This window comes from Kocuria rosea subsp. polaris (assembly GCF_001483755.1).
GTDB classification, from domain to species: domain Bacteria; phylum Actinomycetota; class Actinomycetes; order Actinomycetales; family Micrococcaceae; genus Kocuria; species Kocuria cellulosilytica.
This window is the reverse complement of record NZ_LQBK01000004.1, coordinates 1-15,676: the sequence shown is the minus strand read 5'-3', so window position 1 is coordinate 15,676 and position 15,676 is coordinate 1. Positions and strand designations below refer to the sequence as shown.

Sequence of the window (15,676 nt, the reverse complement as noted above, 5' to 3'; positions counted from 1 at the left end):
TCACAAGACCCTGCGACGCCGCTCACGCTCCGCTGCGGTGAAAACATGGTCGCCCCCAGGCCGAGACCCGTCAGGCCTCCGGTGCCGCTCCGCGACCCGGCCCGGGGAACCTCGTCAGACCGCCCACAGAAAGGGGCCACGGTGAACGCTCAGGGACGTCCTTCCGCCCAGGTGCCGGCGAACAGGACGCCGGCCGCGCAGTCGACCGGGAGCATGCAGGGCCGGGCCGCCGCTCCGGCGGCGCCCTCGCAGACCCTCTCCCGGGGGCTGCGCATGCTCGAGCTCGTGGTCTCGGCCGAGGAGCCGCCCACGATCGCCGACGTGGCCGCCCAGCTGGGCGTGCACCGGTCGATCGCCTACCGGATCCTGCGGACCCTGGAGAGCTACGGCCTGCTGACCCGGGACTCCACCGGCCGGCTGATCGGCGCACCCGGGCTGGCGGTGCTCGCGCGGGGGGTGCAGCAGGACCTCCAGTCGGCGTCCCTGCCGGAACTGACCGCGCTGGCCAACGAGCTGCAGATGAGCGCCTTCGTGGCGGTCTGGGGCCAGGAGGAGTGCATCACGCTGGTCACGGTGGAGCCCTTCCGCGGCCACGCCGTCACCCAGCGCCCGGGCACCCGCCACCCGCTGGACCGCGGCGCCCCCGGGCTCGCCGTGCAGGCGGGCATGGACCCGGACGAGCTCACCGAGCTGACGGGCGGCGTCCGCCCCCGCGCGGAGGTGGAGCAGGCCCGGGAGCGCGGATTCGCCGTCAGCAGCAACGAGGTGCTGGACGGGGTGTCCTCCGTGGCCGTTCCCCTGCGTGCTCGCGGCCACCTGCCGGCAGCACTGGCCGTCGTCTACGCCACCCGCCGGCTCGACGTCGAGGCGCTGGGCCGGCGGCTGGCGCACAGCGCCGGGCTGGTCGCCGCCCGCCTCGGGCAGCGACCAGCCCCGTCGAATCAGTAGGACCCGCGCGGCGCCTGCTCCCCCGTTGCCGGAGCGCACCAGGCATCGGCGAGCGCCTCGGTCCCGCGGGCCAGCAGCGCGACGTCGGCGCCCACGTTGACGAAGTCGGCGCCGGCGTCGAGATAGTCCTGGGCCTGGGACGGCGCGAAGGCGTTGACCCCCACGAACTTCCCCGCCTGCTGCACGGCGGCGATGACGTCCTTGACGGCGAGCACCACGTCGGGGTGGTCCTGTCGGCCGAGCAGGCCCATGGAGGCGGCCAGGTCGGAGGGACCGACGAAGATGCCGTCGATGCCGTCGACCGCGGCGATCTGCCGGGCGTTCTCGACGGCGGCGGCGGACTCGACCTGGACGACCAGGGTGACCAGGTCGGCGGCCCGGTCCAGGTAGTCCGGGATCCGGTTCCACCGCGCCGAGCGGGCCAGTGCGGAACCGACCCCCCGGACCCCGCGCGGCGGATAGTGCATGGCGCGCACGGCCGTCTCGGCGTCCCCGGCGCTGTCCACCATCGGAATGACGAGGGACTGTGCGCCCAGGTCGAGGAACTGCTTGACCAGCACGGTGTCCAGCGCGGGCACGCGCACCACGGGGACGACCGGGTAGCCGGCCATGGCCCGCAGCTGGGACTGGACGGTCTCGAGTCCCAGCGGTGAGTGCTCGGCGTCGAGCAGGAGGTAGTCCAGGCCGGCCGAGGCGCAGATCTCGGTCGCGGTGGGGTCTCCCGAGCTGACGAACATGCCGGCCGCCGGCCGCCCACCGCGCTCTGCGCGGGCGGCCTCGGTGAACAGGTCCTTGAAACCGGGCTGCGGTTCTAGGCGAATCGGCATGTGATGGTCCCCAGCTCTCCGTAGTCGGCGTACACGGTGTCCCCGGCGTGGACCCACATGGGGCGGGTGAAGGACCCGGCGAGGATGATCTCCCCGGCCTCCAGCCGGTCCCCGTGGCCGGCGATCCGGTTCGCCAGCCAGTGCACCCCGTTGGCCGGGTGGTTGAGCACCCCGGAGGCCACCCCGGTCTCGATGATCTCCTCGTTGCGCCACAGCGCCCCGGCGACCCAGCGCAGGTCGACGGCGTCCGGGGCGACCGGGCGGCCCCCGATCACCATGGAGCCGAGCGCGGCGTTGTCCGAGATGGTGTCGGTGATGGTCCGGCCCTCCATCTCGATGCGCGAGTCCAGCACCTCGAGGGCCGGCACCACGTACTCGGTGGCGCGCAGCACGTCGAAGAGGTTCACGCCGGGGCCGGCGAGGTCCTCCTTCAGGACGAAGGCCAGCTCCATCTCGATGCGCGGGTGGGTGTACCGCGCCCACTCGTACACGTGGCCGGACTCGACCACCTGGTCGTCGAAGATCACCCCGTAGTCCGGCTCGTCGATGCCGGTGGCGTCCTGCATGGCCTTGGAGGTCAGCCCGATCTTGTGCCCGGCCTTGGTGCGGCCGGCCTCCTCCTGCCGCTGCGCCCAGATCCTCTGCACCGCGTAGGAGTCCTCGATCTCCATCTGCGGGTACCGCTTGGTCAGCCGCGGCACCGGCGTGCGGTCCAGTCCCGCCCGGTGCAGCTCATCGGCGATCTTCACATGGGTCTCGTGGTCCAGCATGTCCTCTTCCTGTGTTCTGCGGGTGCTCTGTCTCCGGGACGGCGGCGGCCGGCCGGCTCCGTGCAGGGAGCCGGCCGGCCGCCATCGCTACGGGGAGGGTCAGAGCTGGTTGCCGAGCTTGAAGCCCTTGGCGGCCTCGCCCTTGTAGGTGCCGTTCGCGTCGCCCTCACGGGTGTAGGAGAACCCGTCGGCGCCGATGGTCACCTCCATCTCGGAGTCCTCGGTGCGGGCCACGACCTGCTGCGGGTTGCCGTCCAGGTCCAGGACCAGGGAGGCGTCGGTGTACCAGGACGGGACCACCGGGTTGCCCCAGAAGTCACGGCGCTGGTTGTCGTGCACGTCCCAGGTGACGACCGGGTTGTCCGGGTCGCCGGTGTAGTAGTCCTGGGTGTAGATCTCGATCCGGTGGCCGTCCGGGTCGAGGATGTACAGGTAGAACGCGTTGGAGACGCCGTGGCGGCCGGGTCCGCGCTCGATGCGGTCGGAGATGCGCAGGGCGCCCATCTTGTCGCAGATCGCCAGGATGTTGTGCTTCTCGTGGGTGGCGAAGGCGACGTGGTGCATGCGGGGGCCGTCGCCGCCGGTCATGGCGGTGTCGTGCACGGTCGGCTTGCGGCGCATCCAGGCGGCGTACACGGTGCCCTCGTCGTCCTGGATGTCCTCGGTGACGCGGAAGCCCAGGTCCTGCATGAACTTCGTGGCGCGCGGCACGTCCGGGGTGACCTGGTTGAAGTGGTCCAGGCGGACCAGGGCGCCCGGGGTGTACAGGTCGTAGCGCCAGGCCAGCCGCTCGACGTGCTCGACGTCGTGGAAGAACTCGTACGGGAAGCCCAGCGGGTCCTGCACGCGCACCGAGTCGCCGATGCCCTTGGTGAAGCCCTCCGGGCGGCGCTCCACGCGGCAGCCGAGCTCCTCGTAGAAGGCCACGGCCCGGTCCAGGTCCTCGGGGCTGCGCACCCGGTAGGAGAAGGCGGCGACGGCGGCCACCGGGCCCTTCCGGAGCACGAGGTTGTGGTGGATGAACTCCTCCAGGGACCGCAGGTAGACGGTGTTCTCGTCCTCCTCGGTCACGGTCAGCCCCAGCACGTCCACGTAGAACTCCCGCGAGCGCTCCAGGTCGGTGACCACGAGCTCCATGTAGGCGCAGCGCAGGATGTCCGGCGCGGGCGCCTGCGGGGTGGGGATCGGGTTGTCGGAACGGATCGGGGCTTCCTGCGAGACGTAGAAGCCGGAGGACGTCATCGTCCGGTCGTCGAGGTGGGTCATGGTGCTGTCCTTTGTGCTGAGTGGTGGGTGTCGGCAGGCGCGGAGGATCAGGCCTGGAGCTCCTCGGCGGCCTGCTCCTGGCGGCCGAAGACCGGGTTGTGCACCTCGCCGAGGTTGATGTGCACGGCCTGCTGGTCGGTGTAGAAGTCGATGGACCGGTAGCCGCCTTCGTGGCCCAGTCCCGAGGCCTTCACCCCGCCGAAGGGGGTGCGCAGGTCGCGGACGTTGTTGGAGTTCAGCCACACCATGCCGGCCTCGACGTTCTGGGCGAAGTTGTGGGACCGCTTCAGGTCGTTCGTCCAGATGTAGGCGGCCAGGCCGTACTTGGTGTTGTTGGCCAGCGCCAGGGCCTCCTCGTCCGTGTCGAACGGGGTGATCGCCACGACGGGGCCGAAGATCTCCTCCTGGAAGATCCGGGCGTCCGGGGCGACGTCGGCGAAGACGGTCGGCTGGATGAAGTTGCCCTCGGGGAACTCCTCCGGACGGCCGCCGCCGGCGGTCAGGCGGGCCTCCTGCTTGCCGATCTCCACGTAGGACATGACCTTCTCGAAGTGCTCGGGGTGCACCAGGGCGCCGACCTCGGTGCTCTCCTCGTGCGGCAGGCCGACCTTCACGCGCTGGGCCTGGGCGGAGTAGCGGGACACGAACTCGTCGTAGATGCCGCGCTGGACCAGGATGCGCGAGCCCGCGGTGCAGCGTTCGCCGTTGAGGGAGAAGACCCCGAAGATCGTCGCGTCGATGGCCGCCTCCAGGTCCGCGTCCTCGAAGACGACGGCGGGCGACTTGCCGCCCAGCTCCATGGACAGGCCCTTGAGGTACGGTGCGGCGTTGCCGAAGATGATCTGGCCGGTGCGGGACTCGCCGGTGAAGGAGATCAGCGGGACGTCCGGGTGCTTGACCAGGGAGTCGCCGGCGAAGCCCTCCTCGCCGTAGCCGTGGACGATGTTGAACACACCGGCCGGCAGCCCGGCCTCCTCGAAGATGCCCGGCCACAGGGACGCGGACAGCGGGGTGAACTCGGCCGGCTTGAGCACCACGGTGTTGCCGGTGGCCAGCGCCGGGCCCAGCTTCCAGGACTCCAGCATGAACGGGGTGTTCCACGGGGTGATGAGCCCGGCCACGCCGATCGGCTTGCGGTTGACGTAGTTCACCTGGCGGCCCGGGACCTTGTAGGTGTCGTCGGCCTGGGCGACAATCAGGTCCGCGAAGAAGCGGAAGTTCTCGGCGGCGCGCTGGGCCTGGCCGAGCGCCTGCTTGATCGGCAGACCGGTGTCGAAGCACTCCATCTCGGCCAGGTCCTGGCCGCGGGACTCCACGATGTCGGCGATCCGGTGCAGCACCCGGGACCGCTGACGCGGGAGCATGCTCGGCCACGGGCCGTTCTCGAAGGCGTCCTTGGCGGCGGCGACGGCGGCGTCGATGTCGGCGACCTTGCCGGAGGCGGCCTTCAGGTAGGGCTGGTTGGTGACGGGGTCCAGCACGTCGAAGGTGTCGCCGTCGATCGAGTCGACGTGCTCGCCGTTGATGTAGTGCTGGATCCTCTCCGGCAGGTGGGCCGGAACCCAGCGCTGTGCGTTCTGGGCGTCGGTCTCGGTGCTCGTCATGGTGTGTCCTTTCGGCGTGCGGTGTCCTGGGGTGTGGTTCGTGACGCCAGGTAGGCGTCGAGCGTGTTGAGGCGGTGCTGTCGCGCGGCGGCCTCGACGACGTCGAAGGGGGCGCCTTCGGCGATGAGGTCCAGCAGGTGGTCGTGCTCGTCCACGGAGGCACGGGCCCGGCCGGGGACGTAGGCGAAGGTGGACGAGCGCAGAGCGGCCAGCCGGTTCCAGCCGCGGTGCACCAGCTCGAGGATGTGGGCGTTCTGGTGGTGCTCGTAGAGCGTGGAGTGGAACTGCTTGTTCAGCGCGGTGAACTTCACCGGGTCGAAGTCGTCCAGCACCCGGCGCATCCGGTCGTTGATCTCCCGGGCCCGCTGCAGCTCGGCCCCGGTGACCAGCGGCGCGCACTGGGCGGTGGAGAATCCCTCCACCAGGGCCAGGGTCTCCATGGTGTAGCGGTACTCCACGGGATCGATGCCCACCACGGTCGCCCCGACATTGCGCTGATAGGCCACCAGCCCGTCCTGCTGGAGCCTCCGCACGGCCTCGCGGACCGGCACCACGGACATCTCGAGCTCGGCGGCCAGCTGGGCCAGCACCAGGCGGCTGCCCGGGGCGAAGCGGCCCTGCTGGACCCCCTCGAGGATGGCGTGGTACGCCGTCTCCGACTTGGACCGGAGGACCTCGGTGCTCACCGGGCGTCCCGGTCGGCGTGCCGCTGCTGGTGCTCCTGGTACTTGCGCTTCCACTCGGCGTTGGGCGGGAACAGCCCGTCCACCGGGTGCCCTTCGGCCACCCGGTCGTACACCCAGGCGTCCTGCTGCTCCTGCTCCCAGGCGTCGGCGATCACCTCGGTCAGCAGCTGCGGGGGGACGACCACGACGCCGTCGTCGTCGCCGATGACGATGTCGCCCGGCTGGACGGTGGTCCCTCCGCAGGCCACCGTCCCGCCGACCTCCCAGGGGATGTGGCGGCGGCCGAGCACGGCCGGGTGGACGCCGCTGGAGTAGACCTGGATGCCGACCTCGGCGACGGCGGCGCTGTCCCGCACCCCGCCGTCGGTGATCACCGCGTCGGCGCCCCGCACCTTGGCGCGCAGGGCGAGGACGTCGCCGAGGGTGCCGGTCCCCTTCTCACCGCGGGCCTCCATGACCACCACGTCGTCCGGCTGCACCGTGTCCATGGCGCGCTTCTGGGCGTTGAACCCGCCGCCGAAGGCCTTGAACAGGTCCTCCCGGTTGGGCACGTAGCGCAGCGTCTTGGCGTAGCCGAGGATGCGGTGGCCGGGATGGGTGGGCCGCACGCCGTCGATCGTGGCGTTGTCGATGCCACGCTTGCGCAGCTGCGCGGTGATGGTGGCCACGGCCGTCTCGTTGATCTTCGCCCTGAGCTCGTCGGTGAGCAGGGTGCGGTCGGGGACCGGGGCGGCCGGCACGTAGTGGTACGGCTCGGCGTCGGCCGCGGCCGGCGCCAGCCCGGCGGCCTCCCGTGAGCCCCAAGCTTCCTCCCGCTGGGTGTCGTCCACCTGCGGGCCGTGCCCGTAGGGCGCCATCGGCTCCTCGCCGGCCACCACGCGGGTGACCAGCCGTCCGCTGGAGGGAGCGCCGGGCGCCTCGGGCGCATCGACCTCGACCTCGACGACGTCGCCCGGCTGGGCCACGGAGGAGCCGGCCGGGGTGCCCGTCAGGATGACGTCGCCCTCCTCCAGCGTCATGAGCTGGGACAGGTCCGCCACGAGCTGACCGAAGGGGAAGACCAGCGCCTCGGTGGTGTCGTCCTGGACGAGGTCCCCGTTGACCCAGGTCCGGATGCGCAGCGCGGCCGGGTCGAGCCCGGCGGCCGGGATGACGTCCGGCCCGAGCGGGGTGTAGCCGTCCCCGGACTTGTTCTTGACGTTGGAGCCCTTGTCGGCGTGGCGCAGGTCGTACAGGCCCCAGTCGTTGGCGGCGGTGATGCCGGAGACCTTGGACCAGCCCTCCTCCGGGCGCACCCGGCGGCACGTCTGCCCGATGACCAGGGCGATCTCGCCCTCGTAGGCCAGCAGCTCGGTGCCGGCCGGGCGCTCGATCGTGGCGCCGGTCCGGGCGATGGAGGTCCCGGCCTTGAGGAAGTAGCCGGGGAACTTCGGGGAGCGGCCCCGCTGGGCGATGCGGGAGGGGTAGTTCAGGTGCAGCGCGATGACCTTCCCGGGGCGGTTCGCCCGGTCGGTGAAGTCAACGGGCCCGGTGGCCCCGGGAGGAGCCGGTGTCGTCTCTGCCATGCCGTCCTGCCTTCGTGGTCTGCGGAGGTGGCCCGGGTCCAGCAGGTCCAGCGGTGCGGCCCGGGTCGCTTGCTGGCGATCGTATACGATGTGACGTGATCGGCGCCACCCCTCGAGGGGAGTCCGTCTGACGGCCGCCGACCCCTGGAGCCGGTGCGGGGCCGAGGCCTACGATGGCCGCATGGCCCGCACGGACACCGCCGCACGGGTGGTCCCCGCCTCACCGGAGCAGGTCTACGCCGCCCTGGTCGACCCGGACGCGCTCACGGCCTGGCTGCCGCCGGAGGGGATGACGGCCCGCTTCGAGCGCTTCGACGCCCGCCCGGGCGGGTCCTCCCGGATGGTCCTCACCTACGACGACGCCGCGGGCGCTCCCGGGAAGACCACCGCCGCGTCCGACGTCGTGGAAGCACGCTTCGTGGACCTCGTCCCCGGCGTGCGCGTCGTGCAGGCCGGGGACTTCGTCTCCGACGACCCGGCCTACGCCGGCACGATGACCATGACCTGGGAGCTCACCCGGGTCGCGGACGGCACCCGGGTGGAGATCCGCGCCGAGAACCTCCCTGACGGGATCTCCGCCGAGGACCACGCCGCGGGGTTCGCCTCGTCGCTGGCGAACCTGGCCGCCTACCTGCGGGCCGGCACCGACTACAGGAACTCAGGGAGCCTGCACTAGAGCCCGATCTCGTCCAGGTCGGCTCCGACGATCAGACGGCCGCTGTATCCCTGCTGCGCGACCTGCCACTTCTCGAGCGGCCAGCTGCCGGGGACGAAGTGGTTGAGCACGAGCGTCGGGACACCGGCCCGCTCCGCGACGGCGCCGACCTCTTCGACCGGGGTGTGGGACTTGACGAGGTGCTGGAAGGCGGCCTCGTCCTCAGGGCTGCGGGGCTCCGGGTAGCGCTGGGCCGCCCACTCGGTGGCACGCTAGATCAGTTGTCACCTGGGCTTGTGGCAGGCCCGAACGCCCCCAGGGCCAACGAAAAGTTGGTGGGAGACAAAGGGCCCCGGCGCCTCTGGTGGTCACCGAGGCATTCCGGGGAAATCTTCGGCGGTCCAGTTGTCGATGACCGCACCCTGGTTGTCGTAGACGGTGACGGATCCGAGATCGTGATCGCCACCGTCACCTGCGTACATACCGCGAGCCAGTTTCTCGGCCATGGTCGTCTCGTGCTGATTGAGGGTGGTGTCCAGCTCGATGGCCCCCTCCCTGCTGGCTCGGACGTCGGCGATCTGACAGGGCCACGTCAACCCTGTGGCACACAGTCCCTCCATGCTGTCGGCCCCGAAGGACTGGGCGATGTTGGTCTCCACCTCGTCGGCATAGGCGTTGAGTTCTGCACTGCTCCGGGATTCCGCAGCCGGACCGCCGGCAAGCGACCTTCCCCTCATCGGGTGTGACATGAGCCGGGTGGGGCGACACGAGGTTCGATGCGTGCAGCCGAACTCTCATCTCGGAGGACGGCCAGATACGTGAACCGGCCGCTGAGGACCTCATCGGTGCTCCACTGCCCTGCCTGCTGGAGCAGTGCCGCCGCCCAGGATGGAGGGGACTTCGAGGGGGCGATCCGGGCGAGACGTGTTGCTGTGACGGACGCCCTGACAGCAGGTGCTGATGCTGGTGACCGAGGTGGTCGCGGATCGTTGGGGCCGGGGCGGTGATCTGCACCGGAGCGGTGCCCGAGGAACCGTTTCGAAGATTTCGGGCCAGCACGTCGATCACAGTCGGTTCCCGCAACTGGGCCCGCTGCAGGTCCACGCTCAACCTAGCTTCCGGGAACGTGGTTCGGGCGCGGGCGATCAAGGGTGGCAGGGCCTGTTGGTTGGTTTCAGTCAGGGTGCCGGCCACGTCCAGTCTCACGTGCCGGCCGTCCAGGTCGATGTGGACCAGAACGGAAAGCTTGGGGTTCATCGTGAAATGTATTCCTTGTGTCAGTTGTCAGTGGCCATTTCGCGGTCCGCCCCCGAAGATCTCGGTGTGACGACCGTCAGATGGATTCACGTTGTCCTTCTAGGGGTCCGGAACATCAATTGACGGAGCCTTGGTCAAGGTTTTGAGGGACCGTTGCGTGAGGGCGCTGGTCCTTGAGGTGATCGGAGTCAGCCCCGGAGCAGTCCGGCAAGCACCCTGGCTTCGCTGATCTCTGGGGTTCTCGTGGCCGTGAGCAGCGTGATCGGCCCTTTTTGCGCCAGTTCACGTAAATGCTGGAAAGCTTCTGCTCGCTCGGGTTCTTTCATTTCGGCGCGGTAGCGGACGCTGAACTCTTCGAAACGTTCCGGGACATGCCCATACCACTGGCGCAGCGATGTCGAAGGAGCTATCGCCTTGCACCACTCGTCGAGGGCCGCTTTCTTCCGACTCAGTCCACGGGGCCACAGGCGATCGACCAGCACACGGGTGCCATCGGCCGACGAGGCTGCTTCATAGACTCGCCGGACCCGCACGTGATAAGTGGTCATGCTAATTTCTCCTGGGTTCCGACTCGTGCGTCCAGGGCATCAATCAGCATCCGACGGCGGTCCAGGGTGACGGGATGGGGGCCTGTCGGATCGGTGAGGTATTCCCAGTCGAGTTGGCTGCAGATCCGGCTGTGCAGGACCTGCAATTGCGTCACTGTCAGATCCGCCAGGCTCTCCGGGAAGGCATCGGTGGGTTCGAGGTAGATCCACTCGGGTGCGACAGGCCCCTTGGCGCAGTCGCCAAGGGAATCGAGAGGATGGACAGGATAGGTCTGCACATTAGCCACAAGAAAAACTTTCTGGTCAGTCGCCTGTCTCGGGGATCTCCTGACTGGGCGTTCCGGTTGTCGTTCGCCATCTCGGGGCGCCATCGGCACCCCAAAGGCACTGTCCTTCCGACTATATCCCTTTCTCCAGTTTTGAATTATTCCGCCCCCAGGCGGAAGTAATCTTTCAGGGCAGGGACGCGCTGATTTCGAACAATCATGTTTCCTCATCCACGAGTGTCCTGGAAGAAAAGGTGTCCCTGCGCAATGCACAGCGTCTTACGCGCGATAAGTTCAGGTTTTTCAACCGAAGACATACGAGGAACTTCTCGTACAATAACGTCGATGGGTCGTTATGAGTTGTCGTAGTCTTCTCATATCCAGAACTTCCCGTATCCGGGCTTGAGATCCGGACGACGGCAGCCAAGGGCCGCCTGAAGCATCGGGCATGCCCGCCGGCGCGTCCCCGCTCGCCCAGCGGACTGACGTGACCGGTGTCGGAGCCGTTCCGGGGATGTCGTCCCGCTTGGTGCTCGACAGACCCGGCGCTCCGATCCCTGAGCTGCTGGAATACTTTTGAGGCGAAAGGTACCCCGTGGGTGCCTCGACAGCACCGACCCCCAGGCCGTTCCGGCGATGTCAGCCGCACCTGGCCGAAGGCGAAGATCATCGCCGCGGTCAGCGGCCCTCGGCCGACGGAAGCAGAGCGGGCGAGCTTTGCTCAACGGATGAATGGGCCGTAGGTCTTCATCCAGGCGTTCAGCCACTGCTCCAATTGATCGGAGTTCCAGTCCGGGGCCTGGACTTCCAGCGCATCGGGACCGCGGCGGAACACCGAGACGACACCGTCGAGGCCGGCGAGCTTGTGCGCCATGATGCCCACCAAGGAGGTACGACGGGCGGCGAGAACAGGATGCACGCCGACGTCAAACCCGTCGGGTTCAGCCACGACCACCACCGGGGATCCCCTCGGTAGTGGATCCACCTCCGCACCGGTGCGCAGATCGGCGATCACACGCTTCGCGTACTGCTCCAGTTCGCTCTCGCGCAGCGACTGCTGACCGCGTTTGAGCCGCAGCATCCCGGCCATCGGCAGGGTCGGGACGAAGATCTGGTGCCCATTGCCGGTGAGCACCGGGTGGTGGTGCAGATGATGGCCGGGGTCCTGTGGGGAACCGATGACCCACTGGGCGTTCGGGGCTCCGGCGATGAGGACGACGGCCAGGTAGGAGACCAGCCCGTCCAACAGCAAGAACATCGTCCGTGACGGCACCCGCGCACTGGTCACGGTGTGCCGAGCCCACGAGGGCCACCGCTCACGCGGTTCCACCGGGGAGGACATGAGCTCTGCCCGGCGGTCAACGATCCAGCGCCACAGCGGTGTCAGGGAGCCTGGGGTGGCATTGAGGAACTCGTCCGGGTCGATCCCGCGCCCGGCCAGTTCCGCGCCCAGACTCCGCAGCGCCGGGCCGCGCTCGTCCAGAAACTCGTCCAGTGCGGCCGCGGCCTGCTGCCGGCTCATCTGCCGGTAGTGGGTCATCGGCATGGCTTCCACCGTAACCGCGCGCAGGGAGCACCGCTCATTGTGTCGGAGCCGACCCCGGTCGCGTGTTCGCGCAAGCACATAATCCGCGCACACGGAAGGTATGAGCACATTGCGCATGGGCGTCATGGGGCGCCTCGACCAACTGCGCGACGTCATCGCGGCACACGACCGGGCCCCCGTCGCGCCGCACCGTTTAGCAGGCAGGACCAACCAGGGCGGATAAGCCTCCACGCACCAGAACACGAAACCCTCACCGGGCATTCGGTGCGCGACCAGCTGGACAGCGCCACCATGATCAGGCCGCCTGGGCACCGGGGCTGCCCTCCTGTTCCTGGCCCTGTTCGGTCTGGCCGGAGTGTACGCGAGCCACTCCCTGCCCGAGGTGAGCCACGGCGCCTGAGGCCGGCCGGCTGCCCCAGCGGCCGTCGTCGTCCTTGTTGTCGTCCTTCGGTGCTTGCACCGATTCCGGGAGTATCGCCCCGCTCTCGGCCGGGCCGCGACGTTCCCGACGGCGTAGGCTTTGCCCGTGTCCGGACCTTCGGCAGGGGCCGATCAGGTCATCCGTACGGGTCCTGGGTTCCGACTCGGGCATCCAGGGCGCCGATCAGCGCGCGGCGACGGTCCAGGGTGATGGGGTGCGGTCCGGCGGGGTCGGCCAGGTATTCCCAGTCGAGCTGGCTGCAGATCTGGCTGTGCAGGACCTGCAGCTGGGTCACCGTCAGATCGTCCAAGTGCTCCGGGAACGCCTCGGTGGGCTCGAGGTAGATCCACTCGGGCTCAACACGGTGCGAGGCGGGGCCGGTCTGGGGATCGAGAGGGTGGACAGGGTAGGCATGCAGGGTCGCCAATCGGGGCTCTTTCTGGTCATTCGCCTGTCTCGGGGTGTTCCTGACTGAGCGTTTTGGTTGTCGTCTGCCACACCGGGGCAGAGACGGCACCCGGAAGGCACTGTCCTTCCGACCACAGCCCGTTTCCTCGTACCCCGCCGGGGTTTCCGCCGCGGGGCCTACGGCCGGACTGGTCGCACGGAGGCGTGGAATCCTGCTCGCGCGTCCAGGGCGAAGACCACTTTGCAGTACCGGGCCATGGTCACCGGGTGGGGAACGGCAAGATGCTGCAGATGATCACGGTTGAGCTGGCGGCAGAGCCTGCTGTGCAGCACCTGCAGCTCCGAGAGGGCCAGCCGCGACAGGTCTGCGGGGAAGCCGGCGGTGGGCTCCAGATAGATCTCCTCGGCATCATGGAGGTCGAGGGGGTCCCAAGGCTGAACAGGGTGGGCGGAACGGTGGCTCAACAGGCGCTCTTTCTGTCAGATCGCCTGTCTCGGGTGGCTCTCCTGACGGGGCGGGGTGGTGGTCTCCGCCCCATCAGCGCGCCGGTCGCGCCCGAAGGGCAGCACTGCTCCGACCATAGTGTCCCGCCGGTGGTAAGGCGAACCGCGGGGGCGGCACCGGTCGTGAGCCGGCGTCGCCGCCGACGGAACCAGGAGAACGGAGACACCATGGGTCTCCCGGGACGCGTCACGGACGTGCCGTCCAGACCCATTGACCCCGAAGTGGTCCGTACCCAGAGCGGCGGGCAGGAGGCCGGATCGTGTCCTAGTTCCCGTCCTCCGAGAGGATCGATCTCCCCGCGCGGGATCCGCTGTCACCGGGTGCGGCCTCGGCAAGCACCTCCTCCAACCGTTCGTCACCCAGATAGGTCAGGGCAGTGAGGATGCCTGTGATCCTGCGGCGCTCACCATCGTCGAAACGGGTGGAGTCGAGGATGTCGCTGACCCACAATCCGTCCATGGCCAGCCGCACGATCACCCCGAGGATGCCCGCCGGGTGTCCCGGATCCAGATCCTCCCGGTCCATCCGGCGATTGAGCTGGACCAGGGACTCGGCCAGATGAGGCCTGGCCACCGCCGCGTGCAGCAGCGCCACCTGGTCGCGGTTGCTGTTGTCCCGCACATCGGAGAACGCCTGCACATAGGCCCGGTCATCGGCACCGTCCGGAACATGGTCCTGCTGGACCCAGTGGTCCAGTTCCTCGACGAGCTCCGTCATCACCGCTTCGACGTGCTGCTCGATCTCTTCACTCGGCGTCTCCGGCCTGAACATGGCTCCTCCAGCCGCTCGGGAGAGGACACTCCGTGCGAGTCCGCTCACAGAAAGAACAAGTCTACTTTGCTGTTTCCGGGGACACCTCATGGGACTCGGCCGAGCAGCAGCTAGTCCTACACTGAGGCCATGTCGGCCATGTCGTGGCCCAGGGATCTTCCCCGTCTGCTCCGGACCCGGGTGCGGTCGGGTGTACGCCGGGTCCGGAAGTCCTTTTGGCACGCCGTTCAGATGACCGCGGGTGGAATCGCGGCTTTCGCCATTGCCCAGGAGCTGTTTGGCCACGAAGGTCCGATCTTCGCGGCGACGTCAGCCATCATCGTTATGGGCTTTTCGCATGACCCGCGGCTGCGCCGAGTACTGGAAGTGGCCATCGGGTGCACCATCGGCATTCTTGTGGGGGATCTTCTGCTGAAGGTGCTCAACGCGGGCCTGTGGCAGGCCTCCGCGGTGCTGTTGACAGCCATCCTGCTGGCCCGATTCCTGGACAGCGGGTCGCTGTTCTCCACCCAGATGGCGATTCAGTCGGTCCTTGTGGTGCTGCTGCCGGTCCCAGCAGGAGGACCTTTCACCCGCAGCGTGGATGCCATCGTGGGAGGCTCCGTGGCTCTGCTGATCACAGCGCTGGTGCCCCGCGATCCCCGGCGTGAACCCCACGCGAACGTCCGGCGGGTGCTGGCCGAGCTAGCCAAGGTCCTGCAGAGGGCCGCCGTCGCGCTGGAAACCAACGACGCGACACCGGCCTGGCACGCCCTGGTGAGGATCCGGAAAGCCCAACCCCTGGTCGACACGCTGCAGGAATCATTGAATTCAGCCCAGGAAGTCGCCCGGCTGGCACCAGCCTATCGACGACATCGCACCGAACTGGAAGACCTGAACCGGTCACTGGACTTCATCGAGCTCGCCGTCCGCAACAGCGACGCGCTGGTGCGACGACTCGCCTCGGCCATCAACAACGCCGCTCTGAGCGAGGAAGCCATGGACTCCCTGCACGGGCTGCTGATCGACACCGCGGACGCGGTGGAGACCTTCGGCCGCGCCCTCACCGAAGCCGACGCCGGAGGAGGCTCGGAACTGGACATGCGCCGGACCCGGGACGAGCTGATCGCGGTGGCTGCCAGGTTGCATCCGGACCCGCTGGGGGTCCGGGGTCTGCAGGGCGAAGGCGCGATCCTGCTGCTGCGGCCGCTGGTGGTGGATCTGCTGGAGGCGACCGGGATGAGGCACCGGACGGCGTCCGGCTACCTGCCGAAGCTCCACTAGCCGACACGGTGCTCGAGTGGCGTTCGGCGTTCACGGCCTTCACATCGGGGATCCGCATGCCTTCGACGCCGATCGGATCGCCGCGATCGACAACATCACCCGCAGCACGGGGGCGGGTGCAACCTCCTCCGTCGTGTGCCCTCGGGGGGTTGCTGAACGGTCGTCGTCGACCCGCGCCCCGCTGCGCCCGATCCGCGGCGTCAGCTCACGCGCCGGCAGGCGGACTCGCTCGTGTAGGTGAGGACCACCTCGTTGTCCTCGGGGCGTTCCCGCTCGGGACTCCACCGGCCGGGGGAACGCCCGGCGTTCTCGACCGGTGAGGCGTCCCCCTGCGTGTCAGGGTGAGTTGAGTCCAGTGGTTCACAGCAAG

17 protein-coding genes are annotated in these 15,676 nt (G+C 68.8%); 4 read left to right on the top strand and 13 right to left on the bottom strand.

Annotated elements, in window-relative coordinates; genetic code table 11:
* Positions 1-213 precede the first annotated feature (213 nt).
* A complete protein-coding gene (locus AVL61_RS02525; RefSeq protein ID WP_058872786.1) occupies positions 214-948 on the top strand; it encodes an IclR family transcriptional regulator in 735 nt (244 codons plus the stop codon).
* Here AVL61_RS02525 and AVL61_RS02520 read toward each other — a convergent pair.
* The 6 genes from AVL61_RS02520 to AVL61_RS02495 form a co-directional block, all read right to left on the bottom strand.
* Positions 942-1,775 (bottom strand): HpcH/HpaI aldolase family protein, encoded by an 834-nt coding sequence (locus AVL61_RS02520; RefSeq protein WP_058872785.1) that lies wholly within the window; start codon positions 1,773-1,775, stop codon positions 942-944. The two genes, AVL61_RS02525 and AVL61_RS02520, sit on opposite strands and share 7 nt — an antisense overlap.
* Entirely contained in the window at positions 1,760-2,545 is a 786-nt protein-coding gene (locus AVL61_RS02515; protein WP_058872784.1) for a 2-keto-4-pentenoate hydratase, read from the bottom strand. Before AVL61_RS02515 ends, AVL61_RS02520 begins: the two co-directional genes overlap by 16 nt.
* A gap of 99 nt (positions 2,546-2,644) precedes the next feature.
* A complete protein-coding gene (gene hpaD, locus AVL61_RS02510) occupies positions 2,645-3,811 on the bottom strand; it encodes a 3,4-dihydroxyphenylacetate 2,3-dioxygenase (protein WP_058872783.1) in 1,167 nt (388 codons plus the stop codon).
* Between the two features lie 47 nt (positions 3,812-3,858).
* Complete coding sequence (gene hpaE, locus AVL61_RS02505) at positions 3,859-5,415, bottom strand: 5-carboxymethyl-2-hydroxymuconate semialdehyde dehydrogenase (RefSeq protein ID WP_058872782.1); 1,557 nt, start codon at positions 5,413-5,415, stop codon at positions 3,859-3,861.
* Positions 5,412-6,101: a GntR family transcriptional regulator gene (locus tag AVL61_RS02500; RefSeq protein WP_058872781.1), complete on the bottom strand. Its 690-nt coding sequence runs from the start codon at positions 6,099-6,101 to the stop codon at positions 5,412-5,414. Before AVL61_RS02500 ends, hpaE begins: the two co-directional genes overlap by 4 nt.
* The gene (locus tag AVL61_RS02495) at positions 6,098-7,666 is read right to left on the bottom strand and encodes a fumarylacetoacetate hydrolase family protein (protein WP_058872780.1); all 1,569 of its coding nucleotides are present in this window, start codon (positions 7,664-7,666) and stop codon (positions 6,098-6,100) included. Before AVL61_RS02495 ends, AVL61_RS02500 begins: the two co-directional genes overlap by 4 nt.
* A 181-nt stretch (positions 7,667-7,847) precedes the next feature.
* Here AVL61_RS02495 and AVL61_RS02490 point away from each other — a divergent pair, with 181 nt between their 5' ends.
* Positions 7,848-8,342: an SRPBCC family protein gene (locus AVL61_RS02490; RefSeq protein WP_058872779.1), complete on the top strand. Its 495-nt coding sequence runs from the start codon at positions 7,848-7,850 to the stop codon at positions 8,340-8,342.
* A 347-nt stretch (positions 8,343-8,689) separates the two neighbouring features.
* Here AVL61_RS02490 and AVL61_RS02485 read toward each other — a convergent pair whose 3' ends face one another.
* Positions 8,690-8,980 (bottom strand): hypothetical protein, encoded by a 291-nt coding sequence (locus tag AVL61_RS02485; protein WP_058872778.1) that lies wholly within the window; start codon positions 8,978-8,980, stop codon positions 8,690-8,692.
* A 301-nt stretch (positions 8,981-9,281) separates the two neighbouring features.
* Between AVL61_RS02485 and AVL61_RS17725 the strand changes: the two genes are divergently transcribed.
* Positions 9,282-9,701 (top strand): hypothetical protein, encoded by a 420-nt coding sequence (locus AVL61_RS17725; protein WP_157571259.1) that lies wholly within the window; start codon positions 9,282-9,284, stop codon positions 9,699-9,701.
* 65 nt (positions 9,702-9,766) lie between these two features.
* Here the strand turns inward: AVL61_RS17725 and AVL61_RS17265 are convergent, their stop codons facing one another.
* From AVL61_RS17265 to AVL61_RS02465, 6 genes are all read right to left on the bottom strand, one after another.
* Positions 9,767-10,126, bottom strand: coding sequence for a DUF488 domain-containing protein (locus tag AVL61_RS17265; RefSeq protein ID WP_081615836.1), 360 nt, complete (start codon positions 10,124-10,126; stop codon positions 9,767-9,769).
* Complete coding sequence (locus tag AVL61_RS17260) at positions 10,123-10,413, bottom strand: hypothetical protein (protein ID WP_082696909.1); 291 nt, start codon at positions 10,411-10,413, stop codon at positions 10,123-10,125. Before AVL61_RS17260 ends, AVL61_RS17265 begins: the two co-directional genes overlap by 4 nt.
* A 700-nt stretch (positions 10,414-11,113) precedes the next feature.
* Positions 11,114-11,938, bottom strand: coding sequence for a hypothetical protein (locus AVL61_RS02480; RefSeq protein WP_058872777.1), 825 nt, complete (start codon positions 11,936-11,938; stop codon positions 11,114-11,116).
* Positions 11,939-12,495: 557 nt separating this feature from the next.
* Complete coding sequence (locus AVL61_RS02475; protein WP_058872776.1) at positions 12,496-12,786, bottom strand: hypothetical protein; 291 nt, start codon at positions 12,784-12,786, stop codon at positions 12,496-12,498.
* A 158-nt stretch (positions 12,787-12,944) separates the two neighbouring features.
* Entirely contained in the window at positions 12,945-13,232 is a 288-nt protein-coding gene (locus tag AVL61_RS02470) for a hypothetical protein (RefSeq protein WP_058872775.1), read from the bottom strand.
* 304 nt (positions 13,233-13,536) lie between these two features.
* The gene (locus tag AVL61_RS02465; RefSeq protein ID WP_058872774.1) at positions 13,537-14,043 is read right to left on the bottom strand and encodes a hypothetical protein; all 507 of its coding nucleotides are present in this window, start codon (positions 14,041-14,043) and stop codon (positions 13,537-13,539) included.
* 129 nt (positions 14,044-14,172) lie between these two features.
* Here AVL61_RS02465 and AVL61_RS02460 point away from each other — a divergent pair, with 129 nt between their 5' ends.
* Complete coding sequence (locus tag AVL61_RS02460; protein ID WP_109244228.1) at positions 14,173-15,306, top strand: FUSC family protein; 1,134 nt, start codon at positions 14,173-14,175, stop codon at positions 15,304-15,306.
* Positions 15,307-15,676: the final 370 nt, after the last annotated feature.